Genomic DNA, 16,424 nt, shown 5'->3' on the forward strand with positions numbered 1-16,424 from the left:
CCGCGTGGTTTTCGGTAATTAACTTCGCCGTTATTATACGGTGAAGTCCTGATGCTTCGCTAAAGTCATATAACTAATAATATAGACCGAGCGCCAAGGAGGTCGTGACCGCGTGATCCATGGGCATGCCCATCTGCTGCGGACGTTGAACGGGCGACGTTCGCTTTCCCTGTCCGCGCTCAGGCCATGGCGGATGCTGGACTTGACGCGGCTGGTGCTGGCGGTCGTCTACACAGCGACGAGCTTTGGCTTTGCAACGCCGCGATCATGGGCCGAGAGCGCCGAGAACGGCATCATCCTGGCCATGTTGGCGCTGGCCGCCGGGACGCTGTTTCTGTCGGGACGGTCCTGGGTCACGGAGATGCGGCTGCGCAAGCCGGTGGTCTGCCTGGACGCGATGCTGTTCCTGGCGCTGCTGGTGGTGACGGACCCGGCCAACAGCCCCTATTTTTCCGGCAGCCTGTTCGTCGCGGTCGAGATCGCGCTGATCGTGCGGCGGCGTCTGCACATGCTGGTCGCCGTGTTCGCAGCGGTCACGGCGCTGCTGACCGTGTGGACCGACGAGGTGGTTGCGGTGCCGTCGGAACCGGATGCGGAGCGGATCGCGCTGCGCATACTCTATCTGGCGGTGGTGATCGCCATCACGGGCATGCTGCTGGGGCCGGGCCGCGATACGCTGCTGGAGCGAGAGCGCGCGCGGCGATTGGCGGACAGCGCTTTCCCGCCCGTCAAGGGAAGCGCGGGGTCGTTCCTGTTGCAGGCGCTGCGGATCGCGTCGGGCGGCGAGAATGTCGCCGTGCTGTTCCGCGCGGACAGCGAGGAGCCATATCGGTTCGCATCGAGCCGCCTGGGCGACCAGATGCCGGAGGGCAATGGCGGGCTGTTGTCCGTGGAGACGGGTTGGCATGACCGCCCTCGCGGTGCGTCTATCATCCTGCCGCCCGACGGCGTGGGCGAGATCCATCCGCTGTCCCGTGGAGGGCGGGCGTGGGCGATGGCGCTGGAGGCCGAAAGGCTGCTGACGGTCCGCGTATCGCTGGGCACGTTCGATGCGGTCGGCGCGGTCCAGTTGGACGATCCCACGCATGAGGATGTCGCGGCCGTCGCCCAACGGGTGTTCGAAGGCGCCTGCGAGGAATTGATGGTGCGCAACAGCCTGGACCTGGCCCACGCCATCGCGGGCGCGCGGGAACGGGAGCGGTTGCAGCGCGAACTGCACGACAGCGTGTTGCAGGCGCTGGCCAGCATCCGGTTTCAGGTCGCGCCGGCGCTGGACGGATCCATCGAAAATCCCCGGACGGTGATCGAGAATGTCGATCGGATCGCCAAGGACCAGATCGCCACCATCCGCTCCATCATCGACCCGGAGAAAGATGAGGAGGATTTCGCCTATCTGCCCGAAACCCTGTCCATGGTCGTGCGGTCGCTGGCCGACCAATGGGGCATAAGGTGCGAACTGAAGGTGGAGGACGGCAATTGCGCGACCAGCGCGATGATCGGCCGGGAATTGAGCTTTGCCGTGCGCGAGATCGTCGCCAACGCCGTCCGGCACGCGGGCGCCCGTGCGGTCGAATTTTCGTTGCAGCCCGCCGGGAACCGCATCGCATTGCATGTGACCGACGATGGCGTGCCCAATCTGGCGCGGCTGGGATCGACGGGCGCGGTGCCTTCGCGGTCGCTGATGCGGAGGGTGCAGGCGCTGGGTGGGGAGGTGTTCCTGCGCAATATTGGCGGGCGGACGATGATCCAGATTACGGTGCCCCGGAGATAGGGGGCGTGTTTTGATTCTGCTGGGATTTTGAGTGTTCGCGCAGAGGGCGCCGAGGCTGGGTCCATCACGACATCGCGCCCTTTTCAAACAACATCTCAGCGGCCTCTGCGCCTCTGCGCGAATTTGGTTCACGCGGAGGCGCGGAGGCGCGGAGAGGGGCTTGCCGGGTGGCAGGGGTGTGCGCCCTTGCTTGTTAGTGGCGCTTGTAGGCAGGGCCATTAGTCGGTCGCTGCGCGAGGGCCCTTTCTCCGCGCCTTCGCGTCTCCGGGTGAACCCATGGGATCGCTTTGACCTGGCTTGGAGCAATATTGACAGGCGCCAGGGTTGGCATTTTGTGGAAAGAACTTTCTGGCTGCCTGCGCATTTTACCCTGCATTAACCAGAAGTGCGGATAGTCGGCGCTTCGTTCGGCAATTGGGGTGGAGGATCCCGTTCCCATGGTGCGATTGGTGCAGGATCATCTCTATCGGCGGAGCGTGGCGCTCGTCCTGTCCATGCAGGTGAACCTGCATCGCATCATCGCCATCTGGGTTCTTGTTGCGGCGTTCGCCTGCGGCCTTCGTCTGGCCTTTCCCGCTACGCCCTATGCAAGTGCGCCGTGGATGAGCGCCGCGGGGCTGGCGCCCTATCTGCTGGTCGTGGCGGCTCCCGTGGGCGCGCTGTTGCTGGGGCTGAAACTGTTTCCGGCGGGGCGGGTGCTTGCGCAGCCCAGTTTCCGGCTGGCGCAGGTCGGCCGCTGGCGGAAGATCGATTGCCTGAAGGCGCGGGAAATGTCGCAGTTCGGCCTGTATGGCGTGATGGCGTCGCTGTTGCTGGGCATCGCGCTGAACGTGCCGGTACGGACGCTGGAGTTTTTGAGCGCGGTCCCCGCGCTGGGCAGCTATCCGCCGAGCTGGTATGTCAGCATGTATGCCGTGATGCTGGCGGACGTGGTGCTGCTGTCGAGCATGTACATGTTCGCATTCGCCATGGCGCTGCGGATGGCGCCGCTCTTTCCCCGTTTCCTGGTGATGGTGTGGGGCGTGGACCTGGTGGCGCAGCTGGGCATCGCGCAACTGGTGGTGCGGATCGGGGATGTGCCCCCGGCCGTCCAGATGGCGCTGGCGGACCTTTTGACCGGCAATGTGAAAAAGGTGCTGATCAGCGCGGCGCTGTGGCTGCCCTATCTGCTGCTGTCGGAGCGGGTGAACATCACCTTTCGCAACCGAATGAGCGCCTGACGCGCGTTCGCCCCTACGTCAATGGGCCGACCGAGTCGGTTTGTAGCACCCCGAATCGCGGAAATAACCCGCTACCGACAGTCGGCAGGCCGTATGTGATTCGCGACGAGTCGTGGACGGCGGTGCGGGGCGCGGTTGTCGGGGCAGTTCAGCAGGCGCATGGGTCAGCGCCCTGCCATTGGTTGTATTTCCATTGTCGGCGCAGATAAGCGAGTGAATATCCGGCGCAGATATATACCGGGTCATTACTCCGCTATTTCGGAATTTGTTCGAATTAAGCAGATCGTTAACTATTTTCTTGTCTGATACTGTCTATTGTCATGGTTGAGGCTTATAGAAGCAAAAAAGTAATTGATAAGAATAACTTGAAAAAACATTGGCCATATAACCAAAGATATACTCTGTGTTTCTTGATTTTTACTGTGCAGCCGCAATATAGCAAGCGGAAATGGTTAACAAAAAATCGCCATAAATTACTGAAAAATAAAGCTATTTTTTACCCTGTTGACTTGCATCAGCATTGGGCCAATTTGGGGTCAAGTTCTACGGGAACTGCCCAACTGCCTGGTCGGTGAAGCATATCACTGCTGGGGTCGCCAGGTGGCAAAGGCCCCTCCGCAGAACTGTGCGAGAGCAATCGGAAAGTGGTTTCCGGCGAAATAGGGGTAAAAGACATGACTTTCTTCAAGAATCTTTGGAATGATGAGAGCGGCGCTTCGGCGGCTGAATATGCGCTGATCCTTGCGATTGTTGGCACCGGTATTGCGGTTGCATCTTGGACCCTAGGGGGAGCAATCGGTAACGCTATCGGTAATGCTGCCAATTGCATTCAAGATAGCTCCGGCGCGGATGCCCAGCCGGCGTCCTGCTGAGGCACTCGCTAAGATGGCTGGTCGTGATTTGACCAGCCATCGATATTCACAGTTCCGGGGGGAGTTGGCGTGGGGCAGCGCAGATCTTTAATCATCCTTGGCTTTGCAATCCTGCTTGGTCTGGCGGCGGTATTCGTCGCCAATAGCTATTTGAGCAGGGCGGAGCAGCAGCAGGCAGCTGTCCCGGCGGGCATGGCCAAGGTTGTCGTGGCGTCGATGCCGCTGCCCTTTGGCACCGCGATCACGCCGGAAAAGATGAGGGTGGTCGATTGGCCCGCCAATTCGGTGCCGCCGGGCGCTTTCCGCGATCCGTTGCAGCTTACCTCCCTGGGCAAGCAGCGCGTCGTGCTGCGGCAGATCGAGCCGGGCGAGCCGATCCTTACATCCAAATTGTCAGGCGAAGGCGGTCGCGCCACCATGTCCGGTGTGCTGCGGCCCGAAATGCGTGCGGTCGCCGTGCGGGTGAATGATGTGGCGGCGGCTGGCGGCTTCGTGCTGCCGGGCGATACCGTCGACGTCTTCGTCACGCGCACGATGCAGGACGGCATGGGCGGGGCGAGCGAGCAGATCACCGATGTCCTGTTGCAGAACACCCGCGTCATCGCCATCGACCAGAACGCGAACGATACGTCCAAGGACCCGGCCATCGGCAAGACCGCCACGCTGGAGGTCAACCAGGTGGACGCGCAGAAGCTGGTCCTGGGCCAGCAGGTCGGCCAGTTGACGCTGGTGCTGCGCAATGTGACGGACCAGCCCAATCCGGCGGTGCAGACCGTGGGGACGGAGGATCTGCGCGATGGCGCCTATGTCGGCGGCTTGGCCGGGCCGCGCGCCCGTGTCGCCAACGTCGCTTATCTGCCTGCGCCCGCCATGCGCGCGCCGCGCCGGGCCGTGCCCCGCAATGTTTCCGCTCTGCCCGCGACCGCATCGGTCGAAATCGTGCGCGGCACGACCGGCACCAGCTATGAGGTGAAGCGCTATGGTTCCCGCTAAATCCGCCGCGATGCTGGCGCTGGGGGTGGCGATGGCCACCGGGACGGCGATACCGGTCCACGCGCAGGTCGCTTCGTTGACCACCAGCAACGTCAATCATGCCGGGCAGTTCGACGTGCCGCTCAACAAGAGTCAGGTGCTCACGGTCGACCGGCCCTTTTCCAAGGCGATGGTCGGCAATCAGGAGATTGCCGACATTTTGCCCATGACCAACCGGTCGCTGTACGTGCTGGGCAAGAAGGTGGGGACGACCAGCCTGACCCTCTATGACAGCCGCAACATGTTGATCGCGGTGGTCGATGTGGCGGTGGGGCCGGACGTCGTGACGCTGAAGCGCCAGCTGTCCGAACTGATCCCCGGCGAGCAGATCGGCGCGCGTATCTCCAACGACGCGGTCGTGCTGACCGGGACGGTGTCGAGCGCCTCTGCGGTCGACCGGGCGGTGCAGATCGCCAAGACCTATGCCGGGGGCGACGAGAAGGTCGTCAACATGCTGTCGGTCGGCGCTTCGCAGCAGGTGATGCTGGAGGTGCGCTTTTCGGAAGTGAACCGGCAGGCGGCGAAGGAATTGGGGATTAATCATTCCTTCATCAACAACAGCGGGAAATTTGTTGGTGGCGTAGGGGAGAACGGACTGGCCGGTGTTCCCGTAACTGGTAGCACATCCTCCGTCGGTTCTGGATCGACTAGTGGTTCTTCACTTACGAACACAATCACTACTACAAACGGCGCTCCCAACACCGTCAACCAAGCTGTCACATCCAATTCGCAATTCTCGAACAACTCTTCCTCTTCAGTTACGGCTAGAGGCGGAAACGGCGTTTTGGATTTGCTTCTGCCCGCAACCGCATTTAGCGCGCTTGGGCTGGTGACGAATATTGGAGGACTGAAGATCTCCTCGGCGCTGGATGCGCTTGAACGGAAAGGGCTGGTCAAAACGCTAGCCGAACCGACGCTCGTGGCATTGTCGGGTGAAACGGCCTCATTCCTTGCAGGCGGGGAATTCCCCATCCCGGTGGCACAGAACAACAATGGGACCGGCGGCGGCAATTCGATCACCGTGGAATTCAAGCCATTTGGCGTCAGTCTGGGCTTTACACCAACGGTGTTGAGCGATGGTGTTATTAACCTTGTTGTTGAGCCGGAAGTCAGCTCGATCGATCCTTCGGCATCGGTTCAAATCAATGGCCTTGTCATTCCGGGGTTGCTGACGCGGCGGGCCAAGACGGTCGTAGAGTTACGTGACGGGCAGTCCTTTGCCATCGCGGGACTGCTGCGCAACGACTTCCAGGATACGATACGTCAGGTTCCTGTGCTCGGGTCGCTGCCGATCATCGGCGCGCTCTTCCGGTCTTCCGCCTTCCAGAAGCAGCAGACCGAACTGGTCATGATCGTAACCCCGCGGCTGGTGAAGCCGATGCGTGCGGAGGATGTGAGCTTGCCGACCGACCGGGTGGGCGATCCCAATGAGCTGGACCTGTTCCTGATGGGCCGGACCGACAAGGCGGTGGGCATCAACCCGCTCAATCCCGACGCGATGCCGCCCGAACGGCGTCAGGCGGCTCCGGCTCCGGCCGCACCGGCTGCCGATCCGGCTGGCGCAACGCAGAGCGGATATGAACTATGAGCGGGAGTGAGACCATGCGCAGACTGTCCCTGGCCGCGATGCTGGCCGTTCCGGCGCTGGCGGGCTGCACCGCGAACGACCCGACCTTTGGCGGCTCGGTGCGCAGCAACTATGCGCAACAGGTGATCAACCCCGAACCGCGCTACGAAGGCACGATCGTCGAAGGCGGCGATGGCGCGAAGAGCGCCGCGGCCGTGGAACGCTACCGCACCGACAAGGTGAAGAAACCAGCGACGATCAGCACGACGCAAGGTTCTGGTGGCGGTGCAGGCGGCGGTTCGGGCGGCGGCTCGGGCGGCCGGTGATCGGGGAGGGCTTCCAACCATGTCTGCCCGTCGGAATAGCCTGATCAGGTCAACCAGCGGTGCGGTAGCGCCGACGGTAGCCCTGTCGCTGTTCGCTCTGATTGCGGCGGGGGGCATCGCGTTTGATTATGCGCGGATGGCGGCAATGGATACCGAGTTGCAGAATGCAGCTGACCAAGCCGCCTTGGCTGCCGTAACTCAGCTTGATGGTGGAGAGGATGCCATCGTGCGGGCGACGGCGGCTGCCCAGGACCTGATTACTAATAACACCCGCTTTGCCAATGATGGCGGAGGCGCAGCGATCGGTGTGCCTACGCTGGTCTTCTATGAGAGCTATGATCAGGAGGCAGATGATTTCGTTGGCCAGATTGATGCTGCTGACGAAGATGCCGATACAAGAGCGCGCGTCGTTCAGGTGACCGTCGCTGGTCGTGAAGCATTCTTTGCTCTGACCCCGATTGTGTCAATTCTCAGTTCCGGTGACATTGCCGCCTCCGCTGCAGCAGGGCTTGGGCGCTCTATCTGCAAGGTTCCACCCCTAATGATTTGCAATCCAACTCCGGGGGAGGAATTTAATCCCTTCGATCCCGACACAGGTCAGGAGGCCCTAAGGGGCTTTGGGGTTAAAGTCGTTGGTCAGGCGGGCAATAGCTGGTCGCCGGGGAATTTCGGTTTCCTTGACGTAGGCCAGGATGACGTCGGTGCTCCCGACTTGCTCTCGGCGCTCGCTTATCAGAATCCTACTCTCGACTGCCTCAATGTAGAAACAAATGACGTTGATCCGGGCGTTACTGCTCCCGCGTTCGATGCAATCAATACACGATTTGATATTTACAACTTCGGCGGTGGCGGTGGTTCAACTTTGGGTGCTTGCTTCAACGGTGCCTGTCCGGCTGCTTCAAATGTGATCAAAGACTTGGTGCGACCGGACAATGCAAATAACAATGGCAACGGATGCAAAATACATAATCAAGGCTGGCAGCTTCCATCAAATCAGTTCTCGCCGCAAGCGTATAGTGCGAGCCAGACCGTCACGACTTTAATGGACCCTAATGGTGTGGATGCGATGGGGCTGCCCAGAGACAACTGCCATTATTTAAGTTATGGTCAGTCATGTCCTGGCTCTAACGCGGATGAACAGCGTGTAGGCAACGGAAATTGGGCCCGCCAGGATTATTTCACGAAGTACCACAACGCGACACGGCCTTCTGGTTGGCAGACGATGACCCGCTACGAGACCTACGTTTGGGAGCAGCAGGCGGCGACGCCCAGCAACTTGCCCAACAATGTGAGTGCTGGTGGAAACCTGCGGCAATATGGTGTTCCCCAGTGTTCGTCGGGAACGCTGGATAGCGCGCGTGACCGACGGCTCGTTACAGTGGCTGTTGTCGATAATTGCGCAGATCTCAACGGCACATCGGTGCCCGCAGAGATTGGGAAGTGGGTTGATATGTTTTTGGTCGAACCTGCTTATAACCGTGGCAATGGCGTGACCGGGACAGAAGTATATTTTGAGGTGGTACGCAACAATACTGTTGCTGGCAGTGAAAGTACGGGATCGCAGGTTATCCGCCGCGATGTTCCGTATCTCATACGTTGATTGCCGTGCACCTTCGAACAATCATAAGATTGGCGGTTTGTCGCAGGGGGGCAGCGGCCGCGGAGATGGCGCTGGTTACACCTCTGCTCATTATACTGATGTTCGGCTCATTCGAACTGGGAAACTATTTCCTCAGCGAGCATGTCGTGGTGAAGGCTGTGCGCGACGGCGCACGCTATGCTTCGCGGCTGAATCTGTCCAATTTCGATTGCAGCTCCGCTTCTTCTGATAACACATTAGCGGACGCGGCAATTGAAGAGAATATCCAGAACCTCGTTCGGACGGGCCTGATAGACATCGATGAGGATGAAGAGGCTCGGTTGCGGGGTTGGAGTGATGGGTCGGACATCCATGTGGAATATGACTGCGTCGCCGTTGATGAGGCCGATCCGCCCTACAGCGGCATTTATGCCGGTTTGGACTTTGTTCCGGTCGTGCATGTGGAAGTTAGGGGGTTGGATTATACTTCCCTATTTAACGACCTAGGTTTCACCAGTTCGACCATAACCTTAAATGCCGAGGCTCAATCTGCGGTGATGGGGATATGAAGTCCCTCAAGAGCCTCATTCGTGACAATAGGGCAAGCTCAGCAGCCGAGTTCGCGTTGGTTTTGCCGCTGCTTCTGATTTTCCTCTTGGGCATTCTTGATGTCGGCCGGTTGATGTGGACGTGGAATAAGGCTGAGAAGGCGACACAGATCGGGGTTCGTTATGCGGTGGTGACTGACGTTGCTGCCGGCGAGCTGTCTGACTTTAAATTTACCGTCGATGCGGGGGTGGGGCAGGGGAATGCAGTCCCTGCGACGGTCTTTGATTATCTGATTTGCACTGAGGACAATGACTGCTCGGATTGCTCCGGTACTGCATGCAATAGCATTGACCCCTCGCTCGATTCAGATGCTTTCGATGCGCTTGTTGGAAGAATGCAAACTATGTTTCGCGAAATTGGCTCCGAAAATGTCGAGGTTGAATATCGCAACGTTGGTCTTGGCTTCGCAGGTGATCCTAACGGAGCCGATGTGTCTCCGCTGGTAACGGTAAGGTTTCGGGAAGACAATCCGATCACCTTTACTCCGATTTTGTCGCAAATCTTTGGTGTGACCATCTCCCTACCCAGCTTCAGCGCCGCCCTCACTATGGAAGACGGCCAGGGCGCGGTATCAAATTGAGGAACAAGATCTTGGGCATCGTGACGAACACAGCGGAAGCGACCGAGAGTTGGACCCTTGATGTGGGTGACGAGGGCATCCACCTTATCCTGTCCGAGCAGGAAGTGGCGGCTTCCGATATATTGGGGGATCGGTTGAGCGGGCAGTCGCTCACGCTGTCCATGCTGGCGCCGGGCGCGGCTTTGCCGCAGTCGCTGGTGGGAGAGGCGAAGGCCGTCATCCTTGAGGTGCAGCCGGACGACGAGGCGTCGATGCGGCGGCTGGCGGCTTTGCGGGCGGCCAATCCGGCGCTGCTGGTGGTCGCGGCGGTGCGCAATGCGGAAATTCCGCTGGTGCGTGCGCTGTTGCGCAGCGGGATCAATGATGTGGTGGCGCTGCCCTTGCAGGCGAGCGAACTGACCGCGGTACTCGATCAGCTGCGCACGGAGATCGCGGCGAAGGGTGGCCGCGACGTCAAGATGGGCGCGCTGGTGTCGATCATCAAGAGCGTCGGCGGCGTGGGCGCGACGACCATCGCGACACAGGCGGCCAGCCTGCATGCGCGGTCGGCGAAACAGGCGGGCGAGCGGGTGTGCCTGTTCGACTTTGACGTGCAGTTCGGCGGTGCGGGAACGTGCCTGAACATCACATCGTCGCTGACGCTGGCGGACTTGTTGCAGGCGGGCAATCGGGTGGACCGGGAACTGCTCGGCTCCGTCACTGTCGAAACGCCCACTGGGCTGCATGTGGTGACTGCGCCGACCGAAATCATGCCGCTGGAGGCGGTGAACGCGGATCAGGTGTTCCGTGTCATCGAACTGGCGCAGCGGAACTTCGACACCATCTATCTGGACTTGCCGGGCAACTGGACCAACTGGTCGATGTCGCTGGTGGCGCGGTCGGAAGTCATATTCCTGGTGTGCGAACTGACCATCGCCAGCCTGCGCCAGGCGCGGCGGCAGATCGCCCTGCTGCGCGACCAGGACATTGATCCGGCCCGCATCCATGTGATCGCCAACCGGGTGGAAAAGAAGCTGTTTCGCGCGATCGGGCTGGAGGATGCGGCGGCGGCGCTGGATCATCCGGTGAATTTGAGCATCGCAAACGACTTTCCGCTGGTCAGCTCGGCGCTGGACCAGGGCGTGCTGATCCAGGAACTCAAGGCGCGCAGCCGCATCTGCAAGGACATGGCGGACATCGTCGATTGCACCACGCAAGCGGTTGAAGCGCGGCGTCAGGCGGAGAAGAGCTGATGTGGCAGATCCGAAAAGGCGACGGCCGGTTGGGCGACACCCGCGACGAAGTGGGGCCGACCGATACGGAGCTGGTCCATTGGGAAGACGACCGGCACACCGAGCTGAAGGTCGCGCTGCACCAGAAGCTGATCGACCTCATTAACCTGTCCGCGCTGGAGAATATGTCGCGCGCGCAGGTGGAAGCGGAAGTGGGCGAGATCGTCCATGAACAGCTTGCCTTGCAGAAGCATGCGCTCAATCTGGAGGAACGGCGGCGGCTGGTGTCCGACATATTGGACGAGCTGCTGGGGCTGGGGCCGTTGGAGCCGCTGCTAAAGGACCAGAGCGTCACCGACATATTGGTGAACGGGCACAAGATCGTGTTCGTGGAGCGCGGCGGGCGGCTGGTGGAGACGGCGACGCGGTTCAAGGATGAAAAGCATCTGTTGCGCATCATCCAGAAGATCGTGGCGGCGGTGGGCAGGCGGGTGGACGAATCATCGCCATTCGTCGATGCGCGGCTGGCGGACGGTTCGCGCGTCAATGCGGTGGTGCCGCCGCTGGCGGTCGATGGATCGCTGTTGTCGATCCGCAAGTTCGCCAAGGTGCCGATCAGCATGGCGCGGCTGACTGAACTGGGCAGCGTGCCCGCCCCCATGGCGCAGGTGCTGTCGGCGGTGGTCGCGTCAAGGCGCAACGTGCTGATTTCGGGCGGCACGGGTTCGGGCAAGACGACGCTGCTCAACGCCATGTCGGCGAGCATCGATGAGGCCGAGCGGATCGTCACCATCGAGGATTCGGCCGAGCTTCAGTTGCAGCAGCGCCATGTCGTGCGGCTGGAAACGCGGCCCCCGAACATCGAGGGGCGGGGCGAGGTGACGCAGCGCGATCTGGTGAAGAATGCGCTGCGCATGCGGCCCGACCGCATCATCGTGGGCGAAGTGCGCGCCGGGGAAGCGTTCGACATGCTTCAGGCGATGAACACGGGCCATGACGGGTCGATGACGACGGTCCACGCCAATACGCCGCGCGACGCGCTGTCCCGCGTGGAACAGATGATCGGCATGAGCGGCATCGACATTTCGCCGCGGTCGGCGCGGGCGCAGATCGCGTCGGCGCTGAACGTCATCGTGCAGGTGGGGCGACTGTCCGATGGACGCCGCCGCCTGCTGAGCATTTCGGAGATCACGGGCATGGAGGGTGAAGTCATCACCATGCAGGAAATCTTCCGCTTCAAGATGACGGGCCGGGACGAGAATGGCATGGTGCGCGGCCATTTCGAGGCGACCGGCATCCGGCCCAAATTCATGGGCGAGCTGGCCGACCGGGGCATCAGCCTGCCCGCCGAGCTGTTCCGTCCCGATGCGGTGGTGCAATGATAAACCCGCTTTACATCCGCGCCCTCGTCCTGGTCCTGCTGTTCGCGGCGGTGATCCTGACCATCGAGGGGGTTTCCAGCTGGCTGCGCGCGCGGGCGGGCAAGGAAAGGGTCGTCAACAAGCGGCTCAAGATGATCGCGGCGGGCTATGAGCGCAGCACCGTGCTGTCCAAGCTGCGGCGGAATGACGACAGCCTGAATTTCAACCATGACAGCGTCTTTGGCCGCATGGGGCTGAGCATCGTGCGGGCCTTGCATGGCGCGGGGCTGAGCGTGCCTGCGCGGACCGTGTTGACGGTGATGGGCATTGCGACGGGCGTGCTATTCCTGATCGTGGTCGTCGGCGCGCTGGCGGCAGGCTATGGCATGACGGCGGGCATGATCGTCATGGCGGGCGCTTTCGCCGCGTCGCTTGGCGTGCTGCTGCCCATCATGGTGCTCAGCCGGATGAGCCAGCGGCGGCGCAAGAAGATGGAGGAGCAGTTTCCGGTCGCGCTCGACACCTTTGTCCGGGGGCTGCGCGCGGGACACCCGATCGCGGCGGCGCTCGACCTGCTGACCAAGGAGATGCGCGATCCAATAGGCAGCGAATTCGGCATTGTCGTCGATGAAGTAACCTATGGTTCGGACCTGCGCGATGCGTTGCAGCGCATGGCCGAGCGGTGGGACATGAACGAGATGCACATGTTCGTGACGTCGCTGTCGGTGCAGGCGGAGACGGGCGGCAATTTGGCCGAGATCCTCGAAAATCTGTCGGCTGTCATCCGCGAGCGGGCCAGCCTGTTCATGAAGGTGCGGGCGCTGAGTTCCGAAGGGCGGATGACTGCGGTCATGCTGACGGCCCTGCCGATCCTGGCCTTTGTCGCGCTGTTCCTGCTCAATCCCGCATTCTACCTGGATATCGCGCAGGACCCGATGTTCATCTTCGGTTTTTCCGGGCTTATCATCCTCTACATCATCGGCTTCGTCACGATACGCCGCATGGTTGACCTGAAAGTGTGAGCTGATGCTGGACCTTGCCCTTATATCGCAGCTTCGCCCGGTATTGCTGGTCCTGCTGTTCGTCGCGATTGTCGCGATCGTCTATGGCGTGTCCGAAATGCTGTCGCGCACGGCGAAGGTGCGCAGCCGGCTGGACGTCGTCAGCGGGTCCGGCGGCGCTGCGCAGGGCGTCGGGCAAAGCCTGCGTAACGAGCGCAATAACAGCGAATGGAAGAAGCTGGTCGATCGTATCGAAAAGCTGGGCATTTCGCTGGCCGATACGCAGAGCGATTCCCTGCGCAAGCGGCTGATCGCGGCGGGCTATCCCTCGCCCGAAGCGCCCAAGGTCTTTACCTTCATCCGGCTGACGCTGACGCTGGCGCTGCCCGCGGTGATGGTGCTGATGTCGCTCAGCAAGCCGGAGCCGCCCAGCCCGGTGAAGCTCTATTTCATGGCGACCGCAATCGCGGTGCTGGGCCTGTATCTGCCCAACCTGTTCATTTCGGCCAAGGCGGCGCGGCGGCAGGAGGCGATCGTTCACGGCTTTCCCGATGCGCTGGACCTGATGCTGGTGTGCGTCGAGGCCGGGCTGGGGCTGGAAGCGGCGATGGATCGGGTGGGGCGTGAGCTTGCCATATCGCATCCACTGGTGTCGGCGGCGCTGGGCAAGGTGGTGCTGGAACTGCGGGCGGGGCGCAGCCGGGCCGACGCGCTGCGGCGGATGGCGGACGATGTCGATGTGGATGAGATCCGGTCGTTCGCGACGCTGCTGATCCAGTCGGACCAGCTGGGATCGAGCGTCGGGCAGACGCTGCGCGTCTATGCGGCGGAAATGCGGGAAAAGCGGCGGATGCGGGCGGAGGAGAAGGCCCACCGTTTGCCGGTGCTGCTGTCGGTGCCTCTGGTCGCCTGCATGTTGCCGGTGATGATCGGGGTGCTGATGCTGCCCGCCGTGGTGCGCGTGGTCCGCGAAATTCTGCCGGTTATGGCACGATAAACGACAATGGGGGACGGGGCATGATGAGACGGGCAGTGGCAGTGGCGCTCATCCTTGCGAGCGCGGCATGCAGTTCGGCGAACCGGGAAATCGCTGTCCGGCCCGTCAATGGCGACGCCGCCGCTACGGGCGCTGGCGCACTGGCGCGGGGCCACCTGCTGTTTTCGCGCGGCGAGCATGCGTTGGCGCTGGACGCCTATCGCCGGGCGATGCGGCACGAGCCGGGCAATGCACATGCGCTGAACGGCGTTGCGATCAGCTATGCGGCGATCGGGCGGCATGATCTGGCGCGGCAATATTTCGAGCTGGCGCTGGCGCGGGCGCCGCAGGATGAGCGTATTCACCGCAACTTCGCGCGCAGCCTGACAGCGCAGGGTTTGCAGGCTGAGGCGAACGCACTGTTGGCGCAGATCGGTCAGGGCGCAGCGCAGGGACCGGCGCGCCGTCCGACGCTGGCGCAACTGGCGGGGGGTGGTTCGGTGGCCTCTGCCGGGTTGGATGCGCGGGCCTTCGGGCCGGAGCTGGAGCGTGTTTCGATGGGCGAGGTGCGGTTGCAAACCGTCGCTGCCAGCGCGGCGCGGCCTGCCATGGCGGGTAGCAAGACGGCGCAACTGACGACGGCCATCGTGACCGTGGCAGATAATGGCCGGTCGGCGCCCGTTCTGTCGCTGGCGCGGGAGTTGAAGGCGCCGATTGCGTCTGTCGCGGCGGCGCGGGCGCGGCCGGTTGCCGCCCTTGGCTGCGGGCAGGCGGGGACGGTGGGCGTGAAGCTGCCCGCGACCGGATATTCCATCGATCTGTCCCCGGTTCGCGCGGACGCCAGACCGTCGCATGCCTGCGCAACGATGGCGGGCGGCGATGGGACGGACGATCTGTTCGAAAAGCTGTGGAAGTGGGGCGGGGGACAGGGATGAGCGTCCTTCTGCTGCTGGCGGCTGCGGTTGCATCGCCGGTTGTCGATGCTCCGGCTTCCGTGCTGGACTATGGCCGGTTGATCGATGACGCCATCGACGGCGGGCGCATGATCCAGGCCGAAGCCATGCTGAGCCAGTGGCGCGCCGATGCGCAGCCGCAGGACGGCGCGGCGATGGAGATAGCCCAGGCGCGCATGGCGCTGGCCAGGAGGCAGGACGCAGAGGCGGCAACGCGCTTTGCCGCGATCAGTCAGGCGGGATCGACCGATTGCCGCGTCGATGAAGGGCTGGGCATCGCCCATATGCGACTGGGCCGGGCCGAGCAGGCGGCGCAGGCGCTGCGGCGCGCGGTTGAACGATGCGCAGATAGATGGCGGGCATGGAACGCGCTGGGTATCGCCTATGACGCGGCGAAGAACTGGGCGCTGAGCGCTGCGGCTTATGAAAAGGCCTTCCAACTGACCGACAAGCCGGTGCAGATCCTCAATAATTATGGCCTGTCGCTGATGGCGCAGGGGCAGGCGGAAAAGGCCGCCGCGATATTCGCCAGGGCGCAGGAGATGACGCCCGACGATCCGCGCATCATCGCCAATGGCGACGCGGCGCAGGTGATGGCGGGCCGCGACATAGAACGCCGCCCGGCGGATGACGCCAATGGCTGGGCCAAGCGGCTGGGCGATGCGGGCAAGGTGGCGTTGAACATCGGCGACACGGCCAGGGCGCGCGCCTATCTCAGCCGCGCCGTGACGGTGTCGGAAAGCTATCAGGCGGATGCCGCGGCCGCATTGGCAGGCATGGGAGGAACGCCGTGACAAAGGACCTGATCCTGCTGGCCGTATGCCTGATCCTGCTGGCCGCCGCGATCGAGGATATCGCCAAGCTGCGCATTTCCAACATCTTCCCGCTGCTGGTCATCGGCCTGTTCGTGCCGTGGGTGGCGGTTGTGGGATGGGAGAATGACATCTGGCAGAACGGCACGCTGTTCCTGGCGGTATTCGCATTGGGATCGGCGCTGTTCGCGATGCGATGGATGGGCGGGGGTGACGTCAAGCTGCTGGCGGCATGTGCGCTGTGGTTCGACTGGCAGGCGTCGGTGGCGTGGTTCTTTTACGTGACGGTGGGCGGCGGCGTGCTGGCGCTGTTGATCATGGCGGGGCGGCGAATGGTGCCGCGATCTGTACGCGACGGCTCATCGCTGGCGATCTTCGCGCCGAAGGGACCGATACCCTATGGCGTGGCGATCGCGCTGGGGACGATCATGGCGCTGTATATGGCGGGGCCTAACCCCAGCGGCATCGCGCATCTGCCGGAATTTGTGAGGGGGTTGCGGTAGGGCGGAGAGGGGTGGTTAGCGGACTGGCGGCTTTCGGTGGAGCAGATCGAA

General features: G+C 62.3%; 16 protein-coding genes. All 16 read left to right on the forward strand.

Features of this window, described 5'->3' with window-relative positions:
* Positions 1–112: 112 nt before the first annotated feature.
* The 16 genes from B6S01_RS14185 to B6S01_RS14260 all read left to right on the forward strand — a co-directional run bounded on the left by B6S01_RS14185 (position 113) and on the right by B6S01_RS14260 (position 16,373).
* A complete protein-coding gene (locus B6S01_RS14185) occupies positions 113–1,771 on the forward strand; it encodes a sensor histidine kinase (protein ID WP_231568009.1) in 1,659 nt (552 codons plus the stop codon).
* A gap of 437 nt (positions 1,772–2,208) precedes the next feature.
* Positions 2,209–2,991 (forward strand): DUF2569 family protein, encoded by a 783-nt coding sequence (locus tag B6S01_RS14190; protein WP_037466391.1) that lies wholly within the window; start codon positions 2,209–2,211, stop codon positions 2,989–2,991.
* Positions 2,992–3,665: 674 nt separating this feature from the next.
* Positions 3,666–3,863, forward strand: coding sequence for a Flp family type IVb pilin (locus tag B6S01_RS14195; RefSeq protein WP_037466392.1), 198 nt, complete (start codon positions 3,666–3,668; stop codon positions 3,861–3,863).
* A 69-nt stretch (positions 3,864–3,932) separates the two neighbouring features.
* Positions 3,933–4,856, forward strand: a complete 924-nt coding sequence (gene cpaB, locus B6S01_RS14200) for a Flp pilus assembly protein CpaB (protein ID WP_081570423.1) — start codon at positions 3,933–3,935, stop codon at positions 4,854–4,856.
* Positions 4,843–6,483, forward strand: coding sequence for a type II and III secretion system protein family protein (locus B6S01_RS14205; protein ID WP_051908282.1), 1,641 nt, complete (start codon positions 4,843–4,845; stop codon positions 6,481–6,483). The genes cpaB and B6S01_RS14205 overlap by 14 nt, the downstream gene beginning before the upstream one ends.
* Positions 6,484–6,497: 14 nt before the next feature.
* A complete protein-coding gene (locus B6S01_RS14210) occupies positions 6,498–6,788 on the forward strand; it encodes a hypothetical protein (protein ID WP_037466396.1) in 291 nt (96 codons plus the stop codon).
* 19 nt (positions 6,789–6,807) lie between these two features.
* Positions 6,808–8,388 carry a pilus assembly protein TadG-related protein gene (locus tag B6S01_RS14215; protein WP_037466397.1) on the forward strand — a complete coding sequence of 527 codons (1,581 nt, stop codon included), beginning with the start codon at positions 6,808–6,810 and terminating at the stop codon, positions 8,386–8,388.
* A gap of 65 nt (positions 8,389–8,453) precedes the next feature.
* Complete coding sequence (locus B6S01_RS14220) at positions 8,454–8,936, forward strand: TadE family protein (protein WP_051908283.1); 483 nt, start codon at positions 8,454–8,456, stop codon at positions 8,934–8,936.
* Positions 8,933–9,556 carry a TadE/TadG family type IV pilus assembly protein gene (locus B6S01_RS14225; RefSeq protein WP_037466399.1) on the forward strand — a complete coding sequence of 208 codons (624 nt, stop codon included), beginning with the start codon at positions 8,933–8,935 and terminating at the stop codon, positions 9,554–9,556. Before B6S01_RS14220 ends, B6S01_RS14225 begins: the two co-directional genes overlap by 4 nt.
* Complete coding sequence (locus B6S01_RS14230; RefSeq protein WP_037466400.1) at positions 9,553–10,788, forward strand: AAA family ATPase; 1,236 nt, start codon at positions 9,553–9,555, stop codon at positions 10,786–10,788. Before B6S01_RS14225 ends, B6S01_RS14230 begins: the two co-directional genes overlap by 4 nt.
* Complete coding sequence (locus B6S01_RS14235; RefSeq protein WP_037466403.1) at positions 10,788–12,149, forward strand: CpaF family protein; 1,362 nt, start codon at positions 10,788–10,790, stop codon at positions 12,147–12,149. The genes B6S01_RS14230 and B6S01_RS14235 overlap by 1 nt, the downstream gene beginning before the upstream one ends.
* Complete coding sequence (locus B6S01_RS14240) at positions 12,146–13,150, forward strand: type II secretion system F family protein (RefSeq protein ID WP_231568010.1); 1,005 nt, start codon at positions 12,146–12,148, stop codon at positions 13,148–13,150. Before B6S01_RS14235 ends, B6S01_RS14240 begins: the two co-directional genes overlap by 4 nt.
* Positions 13,151–13,154: 4 nt before the next feature.
* A complete protein-coding gene (locus B6S01_RS14245; RefSeq protein ID WP_037466406.1) occupies positions 13,155–14,126 on the forward strand; it encodes a type II secretion system F family protein in 972 nt (323 codons plus the stop codon).
* Between the two features lie 20 nt (positions 14,127–14,146).
* Positions 14,147–15,040, forward strand: a complete 894-nt coding sequence (locus B6S01_RS14250; protein WP_156103370.1) for a tetratricopeptide repeat protein — start codon at positions 14,147–14,149, stop codon at positions 15,038–15,040.
* A complete protein-coding gene (locus B6S01_RS14255; RefSeq protein ID WP_037466407.1) occupies positions 15,037–15,852 on the forward strand; it encodes a tetratricopeptide repeat protein in 816 nt (271 codons plus the stop codon). The genes B6S01_RS14250 and B6S01_RS14255 overlap by 4 nt, the downstream gene beginning before the upstream one ends.
* The gene (locus B6S01_RS14260; protein ID WP_037466410.1) at positions 15,849–16,373 is read left to right on the forward strand and encodes an A24 family peptidase; all 525 of its coding nucleotides are present in this window, start codon (positions 15,849–15,851) and stop codon (positions 16,371–16,373) included. Before B6S01_RS14255 ends, B6S01_RS14260 begins: the two co-directional genes overlap by 4 nt.
* Positions 16,374–16,424 lie beyond the last annotated feature (51 nt).

This window comes from Sphingobium herbicidovorans (assembly GCF_002080435.1).
Classification (GTDB): domain Bacteria; phylum Pseudomonadota; class Alphaproteobacteria; order Sphingomonadales; family Sphingomonadaceae; genus Sphingobium; species Sphingobium herbicidovorans.

Excerpts from the sequence above, each read along its gene's own strand:
- B6S01_RS14245 (WP_037466406.1), top strand. The coding sequence starts at position 13,155 with ATGCTGGACCTTGCCCTTATATCGCAGCTTCGCCCGGTATTGCTGGTC.
- B6S01_RS14240 (WP_231568010.1), top strand. The coding sequence starts at position 12,146 with ATGATAAACCCGCTTTACATCCGCGCCCTCGTCCTGGTCCTGCTGTTC.
- B6S01_RS14210 (WP_037466396.1), top strand. The coding sequence starts at position 6,498 with ATGCGCAGACTGTCCCTGGCCGCGATGCTGGCCGTTCCGGCGCTGGCG.
- B6S01_RS14220 (WP_051908283.1), top strand. The coding sequence starts at position 8,454 with ATGGCGCTGGTTACACCTCTGCTCATTATACTGATGTTCGGCTCATTC.
- B6S01_RS14205 (WP_051908282.1), top strand. The coding sequence starts at position 4,843 with ATGGTTCCCGCTAAATCCGCCGCGATGCTGGCGCTGGGGGTGGCGATG.
- B6S01_RS14190 (WP_037466391.1), top strand. The coding sequence starts at position 2,209 with ATGGTGCGATTGGTGCAGGATCATCTCTATCGGCGGAGCGTGGCGCTC.
- B6S01_RS14215 (WP_037466397.1), top strand. The coding sequence starts at position 6,808 with ATGTCTGCCCGTCGGAATAGCCTGATCAGGTCAACCAGCGGTGCGGTA.
- B6S01_RS14195 (WP_037466392.1), top strand. The coding sequence starts at position 3,666 with ATGACTTTCTTCAAGAATCTTTGGAATGATGAGAGCGGCGCTTCGGCG.
- B6S01_RS14255 (WP_037466407.1), top strand. The coding sequence starts at position 15,037 with ATGAGCGTCCTTCTGCTGCTGGCGGCTGCGGTTGCATCGCCGGTTGTC.
- B6S01_RS14225 (WP_037466399.1), top strand. The coding sequence starts at position 8,933 with ATGAAGTCCCTCAAGAGCCTCATTCGTGACAATAGGGCAAGCTCAGCA.
- B6S01_RS14235 (WP_037466403.1), top strand. The coding sequence starts at position 10,788 with ATGTGGCAGATCCGAAAAGGCGACGGCCGGTTGGGCGACACCCGCGAC.
- B6S01_RS14250 (WP_156103370.1), top strand. The coding sequence starts at position 14,147 with ATGATGAGACGGGCAGTGGCAGTGGCGCTCATCCTTGCGAGCGCGGCA.